Genomic DNA, 13,720 nt, shown 5'->3' on the forward strand with positions numbered 1-13,720 from the left:
CTCCTCCTCCTCTTTCAGAAAATCCAACAGCTCATATCCGTCGCCGGCGTAGAGTGTTCACATGTCCGAAACAGGCATCGACGAGGCGTTCGCGGAGGAGATAGCGACGACCTGTCGGACGGGGATCGGGGACACGCTTCGGAGCGTCATTCACTTCACGCCGACCGACTCGGAACTGCTCTACCTTCGTAGCGACCTGTACGGCGGGGACCGAGCGGTGGCGAAGGAACGAAAGGCCGTCTTCGTCGCCAACGAACGGCTCGGCTTCGGGACTCACGAGACGTATCGACGCCTCGGCGAAGAGGGATTCGAACCGATCCTCGGCGAGTACGAACTCACCATCCGCGCGTTCGCCGACGGGTTCGTCAGCCGCGTCATCGTCGGCGACCACGGTATCCTCATGACGAGCGATAACCTGCCGATCGCCGATTTCGAGGACGTGGCGGTGTCGATTCGGAAGCAACTGGAGGATCGGTTCGGCCCCGAGTAACCACGAACGTGCATACATCATCGGTGTCAAACGGCAACGTTTACACCGCTGTGCGCATATCGTGCCCACATGAGCGAGACCGTACTGTTGGTGGGTGGCGGCGGCCGTGAACACGCAATCGCCCGAGCGCTGGACGACAGCGACACAGCCCTGTATGCCTGTGCGGGCAATCGAAATCCGGGAATCGCCCGTCTCGCGGACGGGTTCGAGACGCTCGAAACGACGAACACGACGGCAGTCGTCTCCTACGCGGAGGAGGTCGGCGCGACGCTCGCCGTCGTCGGTCCGGAGGGACCCCTCGCCGCGGGCGTCGCGGACGCGTTGAACGACGCCGGAATCTACGCGTTCGGCCCGAACGCCGACGAAGCGCGCATCGAGACGGACAAGGCGTACCAGCGCCGGTTCATGAAGGAACACGGGGTTCCGGGCTGTCCCGATTTCGAGACGTTCGACGACATGGAGGCGGCCTGTGAGTACATCGACGAGTACGATGGCGACCTCGCGGTCAAACCCGCCGGATTGACGGGCGGGAAGGGCGTCAAAGTCATCGGCGACCAGGTGACCAACGCGGAAGCGAAGGAGTACCTCCGCGACAGCGATTACGACCGCGTGGTCCTCGAAGAGCGACTCGTCGGCGAGGAGTTCACGGTTCAAGCGCTCGTGGCGAACGACCAACTGCGCGTCACGCCCGCGGTTCAGGACCACAAGCGCGCCTACGAGGGCGACGAGGGGCCGAACACGGGCGGCATGGGAAGCTACAGCGATGCGGGCCTCGAACTCCCGTTCATGACCGAGGAGGACTACCACGAGGCCGTCGAAGTGCTGGAAGCGACCGTCGCGGCGCTGGACGACTATCGAGGCATCCTCTACGGACAGTTCATGCTCACCGCCGACGGCGTGAAGGTCATCGAGTTCAACGCCCGGTTCGGCGACCCCGAAGCGATGAACACCCTGCCGGTTCTCGCGACCGACTTCCTCGACGTTCTCGTCGCCGCGCGCGAAGGCGACGACTTGCCCAAACTCACCTTCGCGCCGAAGGCGACCGTGTGCAAGTATGCGGTGCCTGACGGCTATCCGACCGACCCTGAAGCCGGAGCGAAGGTGAAAATCAGCGAGGAGAACGCGGGCGACGCGATCCTGTTTTACGCCAGCGTCGACGAGCGCGACGACGGGATTTACACCACCACCTCCCGCTCGTTCGCCGTTGTGGGGCTTGGCGAGTCCATCGCGGACGCCGAGGAGATCGCCGAAGACGCGCTTTCGGTCGCCGGCGAGGAGGGCCTGCACATGCGCCACGACATCGGAACCGAAGCGCTCCTGCGACGGCGAATCGACCACGTACAAGAACTGCGTAACTAATCGTAACGACCGCATTACGGAGCGGTCAATCGGCCTATAATCAAGTCACCTCGACCTGATGAATTCGTATGGAACAACTGACCGCGGACGAAATATTCGACGTACTGTCGCATCGTCAGCGTCGCCACGTCCTCTCCACCCTTTTGGACAGCGGCGACGAAATCACCGTCTCGGAACTCGCGGAGATGACCAGTTCGAAATCCGACGGCGACGCATCGCGTATCGAAGTCGGCCTCCATCACTCCCATCTCCCGCGTCTCGAAGGGATGGGAATCGTGGAGTACGACCGCGACGCCGAGACGGTCGAACCGACCGCCGCCGTCGCCGAACTCGAACCGTTTTTCGAACTGGCGGGCGAGCGGTGAGAAACCGGTCGAACGGGGGAGAGGTAGGTTCAAGCTAATTCGAACGAAAGTCGGGACCGTGAGCGACGACACGACCCGGCGTCACGAGCGAATCACGCGCCACGAAACGCCCGGCGGCCTGAACTCCTTGCAGTATTGGACGAACGCCCGGAGTCCACTTCGGGTCGCGATACACTACCTCGTCATCTGGCTCGTCCGAATCAATCCGAGCCTTCGACTGAAGAACTGGCTCCTTCGAGGCATCGGCGTCTCGGTCGGTCGCGGGGTGTCGTGGGGGTTGGAATCGACGCCGGACGTGTTCTGGCCCGACCTCATCACCGTCGAGGACCACGCCATCATCGGCTACGACGCGACCATCCTCTGTCACGAGTTTTTACAGGACGAGTACCGGACCGGCGAAGTCGTCATCGGCGAACGCGCGATGATCGGCGCGAACGCGACAATCCTCCCCGGCGTGGAAATCGGCGCGAACGCGCAGGTCGCGGCCAACTCGCTGGTGACGCGGGACGTGCCGCCGGATACGACGGTCGCGGGCGTCCCCGCCACCGAGATGTCGAGCGAGAGAGTGACGTAGTCGGCGTTCTGCCCGATGTGCACATCGGTGGTTCAATCCTCCACGCTCCGCTTCATCCATTCGAACTGTTCTTCCAGCCGTTTTCGTCCCACGTCCGTCAGCGAGAACACGTCGTACAGCCCTTCGACGCGCTTTTCGACGTGGCCGCTTTCCACGAGTCGTTCGAGCGTGGCGTAGTATCGTTTCGGCTCTATCTGTTTGTCGTACCGCGATTCCAGTCGCGTCTTGAGTTTCTGGCCGCGAAGTTCGCCGGCCTCGGCGAGGAGGATGCACATGTCTCGACGGGTGCCGCTCTGGTGCCAGCGCGTCATGCTCGGGAGTGGGACGGCGGCCTTCACGTGGCTTTCGGGTTGGAACCGATAGCTTCGACTGTGTTCCCTCCGAACCGCCGCGTATGAGCACCTCGAACGACGGAATCACGGCACGCTACTTCGAAACCGACCACGAGCGCGTCCTCGAATTCTCACGCGAGGGCAGAAGCGCAACGGTCGCACAGAACCGCGACGGGTACGGAATGCTGAAAGTTCGGGAGACACCGGAGAGTCCGGAACTAGAACGGTACTACGGGTTCGACATGGCGCTCGACCACGTCGCGGAACTGCTGTCCGTTCGACCGAACGACCTGCCGGTTCCCGACCGCGCGTCGGATATGGGAATGTAAAAATTCGGACACAGGCGGCGTCGAAACCCGACTAACATCTCCAGTCAACGATGGGAGACAGGTACGCAAAAAGAGATTTCTGATGACATATACCCCCACAAACCTTTTCTCCGGTGATTGAGTGGCCTTCTGTAATGGCTACCCTGAGCGAACTTCTGGAGGACCTCGTCGGAGGTGTCGACGCAGTGTTTCTCTTCTCCCCGAGCGGGTCGTACTACGAACGGTTCGCGGACCTCAACGACACCGACGTGGTCGTCGTTGCTCCCAGCAACAACATCGGCGCGAGCGACTTCGTGGAACTGCCGCTCGAATTCGAGAGCGTCAAAGACCGCATCCGATTCGGCATCGAGGGGGCTATCGATAACGGACTCGCGGAGGACGGTGACGAGTTGACGTGCGTCGCGAGCATGTTCGACGACGGCGTCGATACCGTCACCCGCGTCAGGGCCGACGAGGACGTTCATTCGGGAATCTACGACCTCTTCGCCAACTCGCGGGCCGATCCCGGCGTCATTCGCGACGTGTTCGAAGTCGCCATCGAACTCGGGAAGAAGGGGCAGAAGGGCAAACCCGTCGGCGCGCTGTTCGTCGTCGGCGATGCGGGCAAAGTGATGAACAAGTCCCGTCCGCTGTCGTACAACCCCTTCGAGAAGAGCCACGTGCACGTCGGCGACCCCATCGTGAACGTCATGCTGAAGGAGTTCTCCCGACTCGACGGCGCGTTCGTCATCTCCGATTCGGGAAAGATCGTCTCGGCGTACCGCTACCTCGAACCGTCCGCGGAGGGCGTGGACATCCCGAAAGGACTCGGGGCACGGCACATGGCGGGCGGTGCCATCACCCGCGATACGAACGCCACCGCCATCGTCCTCTCGGAGAGTGATGGCCTCGTCCGGGCGTTCAAGGGCGGTGAAATCATCCTCGAACTGGACCCGGAGGCGTACTAGATGGCGGACTGGCAGGTACTCCTCCAGCAGGAGTATCGCGTCGTTCTCGCACTCCTCATCCTCATCGTCGGCGGTATCGCGGGCTATCTCCTCGGCCGATTGAACATGCGTATCCTCAAAGCGGCCGGCCTCCCCGAAGTCGTCGAAGGGACGCCCTTCGAACGGACCGCCCGCAGCCTCGGAACGACGACGGTCTCGCTCATCGCACGTCTCACCTCGTGGTTCATCTACGGCGTCACGATTCTCCTCGCGCTCAACACGGCCGAACTGCCGCTCAGCACCCAACTATTCTGGCAAATCATCCTCTTCACGCCGCAGTTGTTCGTCGCGGCGCTGGTGTTCATCATCGGGTTCGTCGTCGCGGACAAGGCCGAACTGCTGGTGAGCGAACGCCTTCGGAGCGTCAAACTCCCCGAAGTCAACGTCATCCCGCGAATCGTCAAATACAGCATCGTCTACATCTCGTCGCTCATCGCCCTGAGTCAGATCGGAATCGCGGTACTCACCCTCCTCGTCCTCTTCGGCGCGTACGTCGCCGCCGCCATCGTCTTCGGCGCGGTGGCGTTCTGGGACCTGCTTCGCTCCTCGGCGGCGGGTATCTACCTCCTGCTCAATCAGCCCTACGGCATCGGCGACGAGATTCGCGTCGCCGGCAATCAGGGGATAGTTCAGGAGGTGGACATGTTCGTCACACATATCGAAAACGACGGCGAGGAGTTCATCATCCCGAACCACCTCGTCTTTCGAAAGGGAGCGGTTCGGCTCCGTAATTAGCCCCCTCAAAAACCGTTTTTCTCGCCCGGTACCCGAATTCAGTCGAGCATCTGCGCTGCGATCGTGTTCCGCAGGACTTCGCTCGTCCCCTCGTAGATCTCGTTCAGTTTGGCGTCGCGGTAGTAGCGTTCCGCGTCGAAATCGGTAGTGTAGCCGTAGCCGCCGTGGATCTGGATGCCCTCGTTGGCGACCTCCCGACTGATTTCGCTGGCGAACAGTTTTGCCTGCGCGGCCTGCTTGATGAAGTCCTCGCCCCGAATCTTGCGGTCCGCGGCTTGGTGCATGAGGAGTTTGGCGGCCTGCACCTTCGTGTCCATGTCGGCCAGTTTGTGCTGAATGGTCTGGAAGTCGCTGATGGGGCGGTCGAACTGCTCGCGCTGCTGGGCATATTCCAGCGCGTCGTCCCGTGCGGCGCGGGCGAGGCCGATGCTCCGCGCGGCGATGGTGATGCGCCCGCCGTTGAGCGTCTTCAGCGCGTGGACGAAGCCGCGTCCCTCCTCGCCGAGCAGGCGGTCCTCGGGGATACGCATGTCGTCGAAGCGAAGTTCGGCGGTCGGACAGCCCTTGTCGCCGAGTTTGTGCTCGGTTCCCTCAACGTGGAAGCCGTCGTCCTCCTCGGGGCGGACGACGAACGACGAGATGCCCTTGTTGCCCGCGTCGGGGTCCGTCTTGGCGAAGACGGTGACGGTTTCGGCGACGGAGCCGTTCGAAATCCAGAGTTTACCGCCGTTGATGACGTACTCGTCTCCCTCCTTCTCCGCGGTGGTGTCCATCGCCGGAACGTCGCTGCCCGCGCCGGGTTCCGAGAGCGCGAACGCGCCGATGTCGGTGCCCTCGTTGAGCGGCGTGAGGAACTCCTCTTTCTGCTCCTCGTTCCCGAACTCGTAGAGCATGTTGCCCGCGAGGCTGGTGTGGGCCGCGACGATGGTCCCGAGGCCGCCGCTTCCGCGCGAGATCTCCTCTAGGCCGATGGCGTAGGAGTGGTAGTCGAGTCCGGCCCCGCCGTACTCCTCGGGGAAGGGCATACCCATCAGGCCGAGGTCCGCCATCTCCGAGACGAGGTCGCTGGGGAACTCGTCGGTTTCGTCGATGTCCGCCGCGCGAGGTTTGATCTCCTCGTCCACGAACTCCGCGACCATGTCCCGGATCTGTTTCTGCTCTGCGGAGAGACTGAAGTCCATAACGGAAAATGCGTGCAGTCAATCCTTTACTTTTCCCATCGCGATCGGTCCCGCTACACCGGTCGTCGTTTACGACAGTCGCTTTCGGACGGAGTCCAGCGTGAGGACACCCTGAATGAGGTACGACGCCTCCTTGTTCTTCGGCGCGATGGTGGCCGCGCCGAGCAGGAGCGCGCCGCGCTTCGCGTTGCCCTTCTGGAAGGCGTAGCCCGCCTGCGCGAGCAGGGACAGGATGTTCAGCTTGTCGAAGGAACTGCTCCCGTTCCCCTGTAACGCTTTCAGCGGTCGCTCGTCGCTCGGTGCCGCGGACGGGAGGAGTCCCAAGTTGGCTCGTGCGAATCGAAGTAGCGTTCGAATCATGGATTAGAGTATTAGTCTCCTCCGGGGTAGACCTGTGGTGCGAACTCGAAAGGAGTTGAAGTGGGGAGACGAACGGACGGGTCGAACGCCGCGTTCGAAACGTCTTACCGGCGTGAACCCGAACGGCGAACCATGTACGGCGTGGTGACGCGAAATCCCGAGGAACTCGAGTGGCCCGAGTTCGAGCGGGGCTTTTACGAGATGAAGGACGTAACGGGGCGCGCAACCGAACCGGTCGAGACGGGCGTGAACATGATTTCGTGTTTCGGCGACAGCACCGCCGCCGAAAACGACCCTTCGTTGGTGCCCGTGAGCGACGAGGGCGAACTGGCGACTCGCGAGCGACCCTACTTCGACTGGGGCTACATCTGTCCCACCCGCGAGGCGTACCGCGAAGGCCTGTTGGAGATGGTCTCCGACGCCGCCGAAGCGTACCCGGACGTTCGGTTGGACGACATCGGCTTTCCACGGGCAGAATACTGCCACTGCGAGCAGTGCGAGGCGGAATTCGCGGCGAGCGACTACGACGACTGGAAGGCGTGGCGCGCGAGCGTCATCACGGAATTCGTCGCGGAGGCGAGCGACAGAATCCCCGGTAAGACGTATCTGACGCTGTATCCCGACCCGTATCCCGGCCACCTCTACGACCGTGCCGGTCTCGATTTGGACGCGCTTTCGGAGTACGTGGACGAGTTCGTCGTCCCGCTGTACGACATGGCCTACTCCACGACGTACTGGCTGGAAATCATCGCCAGCGGGTTCGAGGACTTCCTCGACGCTCCGTTCAGCGTCGAACTCTACGCGGTCGATATCGACATCGACGACCTCATCCACGCCGCGGAAGTCGCGGACGCGTACGGAAACGACGTGTTCTTCGGCTACGAATCGGGCAACGCCCGCGCCGCGGTGCGGCGGATGGACGCGGATTCACGCGACGGCGTTACACACGGGGACTGAACCGTTCTTCCTTCCACGCGACCAGTTGCTCCCGGTCGCGGGTGTTGTCCGGGAGTTCGGCGAACCACTTCGCGTCCGTTATCTCCCCGTCCGGGTCACGGACCGTCGGCGTCGTCGTTTGCGCACACGCCTGAAACACGGGGAGGACGCCCCACGTCGAGTACTCCCCGCATCGAATCGCGGTGCGAGTCGCGATTCCCAACCCCTCGTAGTCGGCTTCGATGCCAGCCTCCTCGTCGAGTTCCCGCTCCGCCGCCTCGCGATAGGATTCGTCGGGATGGATGCCGCCGCCGGGGAGGACCCACATATCGACGCCGGCGTGCCAGACGAGGAGTACCTCGCGGGACGGGCGGTAGACGATGGTGTGTGCGCCGTACGGCGCGCCGTGTTCCGCAACTCGGTTGGCAAGCGTACGAAACCGACCGCGGGACACCTCGTAGTGCCGCGTGAACTCCAAAAATTCCGTGTGTCGCTCGGTCAGTCGGTGATAGGTCTGCTCCGCCCGCTGTTCGGCCTCCGTCGAGAGAAACCACAGGTCATCGAGCGTCATCGTGCAACTGACTGCCGACTACCCCTGAAGACGAACGAGAACCCGGCCGCGCGAAGAGTACGATCATGTGCCACGATATTCTAGCGGGCGAAATAAGCCTTCGGACGACGGCACTCGGGAATCGGTCGGTTTTTACGACCGGATGGGCTATCCGCCGGTATGAGCTTCGAAGAAGACGACGCGGTCATTCTGCACGACCAGCACAGCGAGTACGACGGCGAATCGGGAACGGTGACGCAGGTCATGGAGAACATGTTCGGTGACGCCACCTACACCATCAGCTTCGAGGACGGACAGGAGACGGGCATCCCCGAGGATTCCCTCGAAGCCGTCGAGGACGAGGAGTAACTTTTCTTCCTTCGATTCGTACGTTCCATCATGGCCAGCGTTCCGTTTCACTACATCGACCTGCGGGCATTCTGCTACGCGACCGAAGACGACCAGCGCGTCGAGGACTCCCTCCGCGCCTATCTCCCCGAGGAGGCCGAAATCGAGCGCACGAAGAGCGAGGGACATCTCGGCGACCGCATCCTCATCTTCTCGGCCCGGGTGGAGAACGCGGACGAGATGCGCAACGTGTTGACGAAACTCCGGGAACTCGACGACATCGGGCGGTTGCGCGACGAACTCGACCAGCGCGTGGACGAGAACTGTTCGTTTTTCATCTCGCTCGACAAGCAGGCCGCCTACCGCGGTGCCATCGAACTCGGCGACGGAATCACCCTCCGTGCGAAAGTCGAAGCCTATCCCGCGAAGAAGGATGCGGCCGTCGAGAACGCGCGGAAAGCACTCTCGTAATCGCGATTACCGGTTTTCGTCCGGAGTTAGGCCGACACAAAGTTTATCACGACTACCATTGAGGTGATAGACGTTACCACGCAACGCGTGGATGAGTATCATGCAAGAGTGTCCATACTGCAATTCCGACTTGCGTCGCGGTGGAAGTTCACGTACGACCCGCAACGGCAACCCGACCGGTCACAAAAGTACCGGAACAGAGTACGTGTCGTGTCCCGACTGCGGCGGCGTGATAGACGGCTTCTCGGCGCACTAACTACGATATCGTCGTGTTCCATTTTTGGTCTCTCTGACGTGTGGAGTTCGGCTCGGATTCAGTGATTACCAACACGCCCATTAGCGCCGCCCGAAATGGAAGCTCCATGGGACTCGTCGCCGAATACGAGATTACGTGCGAAGCCCTTCCGTTCGTCGACGTCGCCGAGTCCGCTTCCGAGGCGACGATGGAAATCGAACTCCAGTACAATCACGGCGACCTCCCCCCGTTCATCGTCCACGTGACGAGCGGAGCGACGGCGTCGGTGGAGCGCGCGTTCGAATCGACCGCCTTCGTCGCTGAGTACTCCCTCGTCGGACGTGCGGGCGGAACGCGCCGCTACCAAGTCCTCCCAGCTATCGGCGAGGAGGCACAACTCGGCGACCACATCGAGGACCTGTCGAACCTCCATTCGCTCGCCACCGCCGAGGCCATCATCGAGCGGATTCGCGTCACGGGAACTGGGTGGATTCAAACGGGTTGGTTCGCCGATAGACGGGCCTTCGACGAGTTCAGCGAGTTCTGGCGGCACAACGGCGAGTTTTCGCTGCGGCGACTCACACACGACGGCGAGCCCGAAGCGCCGGGAGACGGACTGACGAACCGTCAACACGAGGCGCTCCGAACCGCCTACGAGATGGGATATTTCGAAATTCCGCGGGCGGCGTCGCTGGACGACGTCGCCGTCGAACTCGGAATCTCCCCGTCGTCGCTCTCCGAGCGACTCCGGCGCGCACAGACGCACCTCGTGGAGACGTCCGTGGCCTCGACATGGCCCCCGTTGCCCGACTGAACCGACCGTCGATTCGGCGGGTGATATAAACGGCCGTAGGATTTCGAGTCATCCTTAGTCGACTTCCCTGTCAACCAGTACATCGAGATGGAGACAGTCACCTCGGCCGATGGAACGCGTATCGCGTACGAACGACACGGAGACGGGCCGCCGCTCGTCCTCCTCCACGGCGGATCAACGCGACACTACTGGGAACCGCTTCTCTCCCGGTTCACGGACGAATTCACCGTGTTCCTCTCGGACAGACGAGGACGCGGCGACAGCGGCGATTCCGAGGAGTACAGTATCCGGCGCGAAGTCGAAGACGCTCGCGCCGTCATCGATGCCGTCGATGGAAAACCGACCCTATTCGGACACTCCTTCGGCGGCTTGCAAGCGATAGAAACCGCCCGCATCGAACCCGTTCGAGCGGTCGTCGCCTACGAACCGGCGTATCTCGTCGGAGCGTACAGGGAACAAGCTGACCTCTCCGAGCGGATGCAAGAGCAACTCGACGACGGCGCGCCTCATGAGGCGATGAAACTCCACCTCCGGGAAGTGCTTCACGACCGAGAGCCACCCGACTTCGACGGATGGCTCGAGGCGTGGCCCCCGTGGCCAGCCTGCGTGGAACATGTCGAAAACACCGTCAGGATGGACCGTGCCCTCGAAAAGCACCGTCTTCCCGACACTCTCGACGTGGACGCACCTGCGCTCCTCCTGTCTGGGACCGACGGCCCGTCCCACCTCCGGGACAGCGTCCGCGCGGTTCACGACGCGATTCCCGACAGTCGCCTCGTCGAGTTCGACGGCCTCGGGCACAGCGGCCCGACGGAAGCGCCGAAGCGCGTCGTTGCGGAAGTGCGCGACTTCCTCGATGACGCGGGATCACTGTGGAGACGCTCTCATTAGTGGCGTTTACGGCGTCACGGTTCGCATCGAGGCGCGGAACGCCAGTTTGATTGCCGCGCGGACTGGGACCGATTCGAGAACTCTCGGCTCGAATCGCGGAGAAAGCTTATTATCGTGAAAGATTCAGAAGAAGTATGGGTTTAGATAGTGGGAATTGGATGGGAATGGACGACGAGGGTATGTATGCGGTGGACAGAGAGGATGACGGTTCGACGGATTCGGAAACGTCGGTCCGCGAAACGATGCTCAAAGCAACGATACTCCTCCTCGTCATTTTCGCCTCCTTCTTCCTCTTCGCTTGGATGATGTTCGGGTAGCAACCCCGAACTGCGGGCGGAACGTTTGAAGGGTATCGAAGGTGGTTACTTCCATCGATTTGGGGCAGAAGATAGGGACTTTACCGATTGAGGAGCGTGAACACCGCAGGAGAAAGTGCTCACCCGCACGAAACATAATTTTATTTATGGGTAACGACCACGTGTCAAAGCCGAACGTGACGGCCTTCGACGACATGCACCTCGTCTGGAAGCTATTCTGGGCGGGTCTCGGAGTTCTCCTTCTCCTCTTTTGGGGAGCCATACTTCTCGCCGTGCTGTAACGTCTGCACCGCGGACCGCACACCAGTCGATGGGAATACCGGGAGTGCACCGCGTTTCGCTCTCCCTGTGCAGTCTCCTTCGAATTTGCTCGGCACAGTTTTCCCGCTCACGACCGTTGTTCGCGGAGAATGTGCGGGACCGGATTCGAACAACGCCCGGATGATTCTGCTCACTCACTCCGTTCGCTACGCAGACTGCATCCGGTCTAATTCGAATCCTCTTCACAATTTTGCCACTCGCGGCGTTGCTCGTGGCAAAATGTGCGGGACCGGATTCGAACCGGCGGACCCCTACGGGACAGCGTCCTAAGCGCTGCGCCGTTGGCCTAGCTTGGCTACCCGCACGCAGTATTGGATTTTGAGGTGCGAGATAAGAAACTGTCGTTCTCCGCGGACGAGCGTTTATATCCGATGGCGCGTGATTTTCGGTCGTGTATCGGGCACGTGACCAAGTGGAAAACGAATCGTGGCTCGCCGAACTCCAGCAGGCAGCAGACCGCCTCGAACTCGAAACCGGCGCTCGCTCGCGGGCGGCGGACCTCTTTCTCTCGACCGTCTCCAGCGCCGACGACCCCGAGGAGCGCTCCAAGCGCGCCGTCGCGGCCGCCAGCCTCTACGCCGGGTCGCTCATCGAGGGCGACCAGCGCTCACAGCAGGCCGTCGCCGACGCAATCGGCGTCTCGCGGTTGACGATCCAACAGCGCTGGAAGACGGTTCTCGAAGAAGCGGGACTCCAACCGCCGTCGTGGTAGGTCAACGAAAAGGATTCAGTCGCGTCCGCCGCCGTCCGGGGTCAAGTTGCCGTGTTCGTCTATCTCCCCGGCGACGATTCGCGTGCTGGAGATGATGTCGCCGTCCTCGGCCTCGACGTGCGGAACGACGACGATTTCGAGGGGGTCGAAGCCGCGTTCGGTGCGGAGTTCGTTGATTCGCTCGCCGCCGTGTTTCGTCTCGGGGGAGACGATGAGTACGTCGAAGCGCTCCTCGGTGGCGATGCCGGTCGGTTCGGTGAGTTTCCGAACGTCGAACTCGCGGCCGTGTTCCTCGGCGAACCCGCGGAGTTCGGATTCGAGCGCACGCTTTCGCTCCTCGAACGGGCGGACGTGTCTCTCGACGTTTCGAGTCGCCGGAGCGAGTTCGTCGCTCGTCAACCCGACGGTGACGTCACCCAACTCGAACGCTCGCTCGAACAACGCCCGATGTCCGTCGTGAACCGGGTCAAACGTCCCACCCAACGCAACGTCCATACTCCGGCGAATGGTTCCGCGTGGTTTATCACCTTCGGAACGCCGTGCTATCATCGGACGGGCCGTGCAGCCTCGCGATACCGACGGTAAATTCCCTCCGCCCACTCGACGAACGCGGGACGATCGCAGTCCACGAGCGCGCGGAGCTGTCCGTCCTCGTCGTAGGCTCCCGCGAGCGCCCACCCGTCGCCGAGCGTCACGCCGATTCGTGCGGAGCCGTCGTACTGGTAGATGTCGATAGCGCGGGTGACGAGTCCGAATTCGAGCGGGTTGAGCGACCGTGCGGTTTCCAACGTGTCCGCGGGCATGACGAGTTCCGTCTCGATACCGTCGAACACGAGTTCCGCGTGTACGTCGTGATACAGGCGACTCAGGACGGGTGCGAGCATCCGAATCGTGTCCGTCTCCCGCGAACGGAGACGGTTCACGTACTCGCTCACCGGGGCCTGTGGCTGGTCGGGCGACGCGACGACGAGCGTGGCGTCGCATAACCACGCCGGGTCGGGAAGACGGGTTTCGGCCGGGAGGTGACGGAAAAACGCATCGAATCGCTCGATGGTTTCGAGCGTCTCCACGTAGTTTCCGTGCGTTCGCGCGACGAGTTCGCCGCTCGGCGTCAGGGCGTAGTTCCCGTCACGCTTTCGCACCCAGCCACGGTCGGCGAACTCGGAGAGGTTCCGCTGGGCGCTCCGGTGGGAGACGTCGAGGGAATCGGCGACGTCGCGCGGCGAACCGGGCGACTCCCGGAGGAGAGACAGCAATCGCAGTCGCTCCGGCGACCCGGCAAGAAACGCGACCGTCTCTTGGGTATCCATCGGGCCGATGTACTCGTGGGAGGGTTGTAAACGTCTCCCCGAGGCCGAATTCCCTCTCGGGGGCGAAACGTGATTCTTAAGGGCCGAACGGGTGTCGTTTCGTG

General features: G+C 62.2%; 21 protein-coding genes and 1 tRNA gene. 15 read left to right on the top strand and 7 right to left on the bottom strand.

Annotated features, from left to right (window positions below; all coding sequences use genetic code 11):
• The first annotated feature begins 61 nt into the window (after nt 1–61).
• The 4 genes from ACGYLY_RS04395 (at nt 62) to ACGYLY_RS04410 (ending at nt 2,788) form a co-directional block, all read left to right on the top strand.
• On the top strand, nt 62–490 hold the full coding sequence (locus ACGYLY_RS04395; protein ID WP_395282807.1) for a hypothetical protein: 429 nt from the start codon (nt 62–64) through the stop codon (nt 488–490).
• A 69-nt stretch (nt 491–559) separates the two neighbouring features.
• Nucleotides 560–1,849 carry a phosphoribosylamine--glycine ligase gene (purD, locus tag ACGYLY_RS04400; protein ID WP_395282806.1) on the top strand — a complete coding sequence of 430 codons (1,290 nt, stop codon included), beginning with the start codon at nt 560–562 and terminating at the stop codon, nt 1,847–1,849.
• 68 nt (nt 1,850–1,917) lie between these two features.
• A complete protein-coding gene (locus ACGYLY_RS04405; RefSeq protein ID WP_395282805.1) occupies nt 1,918–2,214 on the top strand; it encodes an ArsR family transcriptional regulator in 297 nt (98 codons plus the stop codon).
• A gap of 58 nt (nt 2,215–2,272) precedes the next feature.
• Nucleotides 2,273–2,788, top strand: coding sequence for an acyltransferase (locus ACGYLY_RS04410; protein WP_395282804.1), 516 nt, complete (start codon nt 2,273–2,275; stop codon nt 2,786–2,788).
• Between the two features lie 32 nt (nt 2,789–2,820).
• On the opposite strand, the gene ACGYLY_RS04415 is transcribed toward ACGYLY_RS04410, so the two are convergent.
• Nucleotides 2,821–3,099 (bottom strand): PadR family transcriptional regulator, encoded by a 279-nt coding sequence (locus ACGYLY_RS04415; RefSeq protein ID WP_395282803.1) that lies wholly within the window; start codon nt 3,097–3,099, stop codon nt 2,821–2,823.
• Between the two features lie 83 nt (nt 3,100–3,182).
• On the opposite strand from ACGYLY_RS04415, the gene ACGYLY_RS04420 reads away from it, so the two are divergent.
• From ACGYLY_RS04420 to ACGYLY_RS04430, 3 genes are all read left to right on the top strand, one after another.
• Nucleotides 3,183–3,449, top strand: coding sequence for a hypothetical protein (locus tag ACGYLY_RS04420; protein WP_395282802.1), 267 nt, complete (start codon nt 3,183–3,185; stop codon nt 3,447–3,449).
• Nucleotides 3,450–3,583: 134 nt separating this feature from the next.
• The gene (gene dacZ / locus ACGYLY_RS04425; protein ID WP_395282801.1) at nt 3,584–4,396 is read left to right on the top strand and encodes a diadenylate cyclase DacZ; all 813 of its coding nucleotides are present in this window, start codon (nt 3,584–3,586) and stop codon (nt 4,394–4,396) included.
• Nucleotides 4,397–5,170, top strand: a complete 774-nt coding sequence (locus tag ACGYLY_RS04430; RefSeq protein WP_231182980.1) for a mechanosensitive ion channel family protein — start codon at nt 4,397–4,399, stop codon at nt 5,168–5,170.
• A 38-nt stretch (nt 5,171–5,208) separates the two neighbouring features.
• On the opposite strand, the gene ACGYLY_RS04435 is transcribed toward ACGYLY_RS04430, so the two are convergent.
• On the bottom strand, nt 5,209–6,351 hold the full coding sequence (locus ACGYLY_RS04435) for an acyl-CoA dehydrogenase (protein ID WP_395282800.1): 1,143 nt from the start codon (nt 6,349–6,351) through the stop codon (nt 5,209–5,211).
• Between the two features lie 69 nt (nt 6,352–6,420).
• Nucleotides 6,421–6,711: a hypothetical protein gene (locus ACGYLY_RS04440; protein ID WP_231182982.1), complete on the bottom strand. Its 291-nt coding sequence runs from the start codon at nt 6,709–6,711 to the stop codon at nt 6,421–6,423.
• Nucleotides 6,712–6,843: 132 nt separating this feature from the next.
• On the opposite strand from ACGYLY_RS04440, the gene ACGYLY_RS04445 reads away from it, so the two are divergent.
• The gene (locus ACGYLY_RS04445; protein WP_395284154.1) at nt 6,844–7,668 is read left to right on the top strand and encodes a hypothetical protein; all 825 of its coding nucleotides are present in this window, start codon (nt 6,844–6,846) and stop codon (nt 7,666–7,668) included.
• Here ACGYLY_RS04445 and ACGYLY_RS04450 read toward each other — a convergent pair.
• Nucleotides 7,652–8,218, bottom strand: a complete 567-nt coding sequence (locus ACGYLY_RS04450) for an NUDIX hydrolase (RefSeq protein ID WP_395282799.1) — start codon at nt 8,216–8,218, stop codon at nt 7,652–7,654. The genes ACGYLY_RS04445 and ACGYLY_RS04450 overlap by 17 nt on opposite strands.
• A 159-nt stretch (nt 8,219–8,377) precedes the next feature.
• Here ACGYLY_RS04450 and ACGYLY_RS04455 point away from each other — a divergent pair, with 159 nt between their 5' ends.
• From ACGYLY_RS04455 to ACGYLY_RS04480, 6 genes are all read left to right on the top strand, one after another.
• Nucleotides 8,378–8,566, top strand: coding sequence for a DUF1918 domain-containing protein (locus ACGYLY_RS04455; protein ID WP_395282798.1), 189 nt, complete (start codon nt 8,378–8,380; stop codon nt 8,564–8,566).
• Nucleotides 8,567–8,596: 30 nt separating this feature from the next.
• Nucleotides 8,597–9,016: an RNA-binding protein gene (locus ACGYLY_RS04460; protein ID WP_395282797.1), complete on the top strand. Its 420-nt coding sequence runs from the start codon at nt 8,597–8,599 to the stop codon at nt 9,014–9,016.
• A gap of 362 nt (nt 9,017–9,378) precedes the next feature.
• Nucleotides 9,379–10,065 (top strand): helix-turn-helix domain-containing protein, encoded by a 687-nt coding sequence (locus tag ACGYLY_RS04465; RefSeq protein WP_395282796.1) that lies wholly within the window; start codon nt 9,379–9,381, stop codon nt 10,063–10,065.
• 87 nt (nt 10,066–10,152) lie between these two features.
• Nucleotides 10,153–10,956 (top strand): alpha/beta fold hydrolase, encoded by an 804-nt coding sequence (locus ACGYLY_RS04470; protein WP_395282795.1) that lies wholly within the window; start codon nt 10,153–10,155, stop codon nt 10,954–10,956.
• A gap of 134 nt (nt 10,957–11,090) precedes the next feature.
• Nucleotides 11,091–11,273, top strand: a complete 183-nt coding sequence (locus ACGYLY_RS04475) for a hypothetical protein (protein ID WP_395282794.1) — start codon at nt 11,091–11,093, stop codon at nt 11,271–11,273.
• 146 nt (nt 11,274–11,419) lie between these two features.
• Nucleotides 11,420–11,554: a hypothetical protein gene (locus ACGYLY_RS04480; RefSeq protein WP_395282793.1), complete on the top strand. Its 135-nt coding sequence runs from the start codon at nt 11,420–11,422 to the stop codon at nt 11,552–11,554.
• Between the two features lie 260 nt (nt 11,555–11,814).
• On the opposite strand, the gene ACGYLY_RS04485 is transcribed toward ACGYLY_RS04480, so the two are convergent.
• Nucleotides 11,815–11,899 (bottom strand) — tRNA-Leu (locus ACGYLY_RS04485).
• Between the two features lie 86 nt (nt 11,900–11,985).
• On the opposite strand from ACGYLY_RS04485, the gene ACGYLY_RS04490 reads away from it, so the two are divergent.
• Nucleotides 11,986–12,306 (top strand): transcription initiation factor IIB family protein, encoded by a 321-nt coding sequence (locus ACGYLY_RS04490; RefSeq protein ID WP_231182989.1) that lies wholly within the window; start codon nt 11,986–11,988, stop codon nt 12,304–12,306.
• 15 nt (nt 12,307–12,321) lie between these two features.
• Here ACGYLY_RS04490 and ACGYLY_RS04495 read toward each other — a convergent pair whose 3' ends face one another.
• On the bottom strand, nt 12,322–12,801 hold the full coding sequence (locus ACGYLY_RS04495; protein WP_395282792.1) for a phosphopantetheine adenylyltransferase: 480 nt from the start codon (nt 12,799–12,801) through the stop codon (nt 12,322–12,324).
• Nucleotides 12,802–12,851: 50 nt separating this feature from the next.
• Nucleotides 12,852–13,616: a helix-turn-helix transcriptional regulator gene (locus tag ACGYLY_RS04500; protein WP_395282791.1), complete on the bottom strand. Its 765-nt coding sequence runs from the start codon at nt 13,614–13,616 to the stop codon at nt 12,852–12,854.
• Nucleotides 13,617–13,720: the final 104 nt, after the last annotated feature.

This window comes from Haladaptatus sp. CMAA 1909 (genome assembly GCF_043952005.1).
GTDB lineage: Archaea > Halobacteriota > Halobacteria > Halobacteriales > Haladaptataceae > Haladaptatus.

What these genes read in the sequence shown, in the direction of transcription:
- ACGYLY_RS04445 (WP_395284154.1), top strand. Translation starts at nt 6,844, where the DNA reads ATGTACGGCGTGGTGACGCGAAATCCCGAGGAACTCGAGTGGCCCGAG.
- ACGYLY_RS04450 (WP_395282799.1), bottom strand. Translation starts at nt 8,218, where the DNA reads ATGACGCTCGATGACCTGTGGTTTCTCTCGACGGAGGCCGAACAGCGG.
- ACGYLY_RS04480 (WP_395282793.1), top strand. Translation starts at nt 11,420, where the DNA reads ATGGGTAACGACCACGTGTCAAAGCCGAACGTGACGGCCTTCGACGAC.
- ACGYLY_RS04415 (WP_395282803.1), bottom strand. Translation starts at nt 3,099, where the DNA reads ATGACGCGCTGGCACCAGAGCGGCACCCGTCGAGACATGTGCATCCTC.
- ACGYLY_RS04435 (WP_395282800.1), bottom strand. Translation starts at nt 6,351, where the DNA reads ATGGACTTCAGTCTCTCCGCAGAGCAGAAACAGATCCGGGACATGGTC.
- purD (WP_395282806.1), top strand. Translation starts at nt 560, where the DNA reads ATGAGCGAGACCGTACTGTTGGTGGGTGGCGGCGGCCGTGAACACGCA.
- ACGYLY_RS04460 (WP_395282797.1), top strand. Translation starts at nt 8,597, where the DNA reads ATGGCCAGCGTTCCGTTTCACTACATCGACCTGCGGGCATTCTGCTAC.
- ACGYLY_RS04440 (WP_231182982.1), bottom strand. Translation starts at nt 6,711, where the DNA reads ATGATTCGAACGCTACTTCGATTCGCACGAGCCAACTTGGGACTCCTC.
- ACGYLY_RS04500 (WP_395282791.1), bottom strand. Translation starts at nt 13,616, where the DNA reads ATGGATACCCAAGAGACGGTCGCGTTTCTTGCCGGGTCGCCGGAGCGA.
- ACGYLY_RS04455 (WP_395282798.1), top strand. Translation starts at nt 8,378, where the DNA reads ATGAGCTTCGAAGAAGACGACGCGGTCATTCTGCACGACCAGCACAGC.
- ACGYLY_RS04465 (WP_395282796.1), top strand. Translation starts at nt 9,379, where the DNA reads ATGGGACTCGTCGCCGAATACGAGATTACGTGCGAAGCCCTTCCGTTC.
- ACGYLY_RS04395 (WP_395282807.1), top strand. Translation starts at nt 62, where the DNA reads ATGTCCGAAACAGGCATCGACGAGGCGTTCGCGGAGGAGATAGCGACG.
- ACGYLY_RS04430 (WP_231182980.1), top strand. Translation starts at nt 4,397, where the DNA reads ATGGCGGACTGGCAGGTACTCCTCCAGCAGGAGTATCGCGTCGTTCTC.
- ACGYLY_RS04420 (WP_395282802.1), top strand. Translation starts at nt 3,183, where the DNA reads ATGAGCACCTCGAACGACGGAATCACGGCACGCTACTTCGAAACCGAC.
- ACGYLY_RS04405 (WP_395282805.1), top strand. Translation starts at nt 1,918, where the DNA reads ATGGAACAACTGACCGCGGACGAAATATTCGACGTACTGTCGCATCGT.
- dacZ (WP_395282801.1), top strand. Translation starts at nt 3,584, where the DNA reads ATGGCTACCCTGAGCGAACTTCTGGAGGACCTCGTCGGAGGTGTCGAC.
- ACGYLY_RS04475 (WP_395282794.1), top strand. Translation starts at nt 11,091, where the DNA reads ATGGGTTTAGATAGTGGGAATTGGATGGGAATGGACGACGAGGGTATG.
- ACGYLY_RS04470 (WP_395282795.1), top strand. Translation starts at nt 10,153, where the DNA reads ATGGAGACAGTCACCTCGGCCGATGGAACGCGTATCGCGTACGAACGA.
- ACGYLY_RS04495 (WP_395282792.1), bottom strand. Translation starts at nt 12,801, where the DNA reads ATGGACGTTGCGTTGGGTGGGACGTTTGACCCGGTTCACGACGGACAT.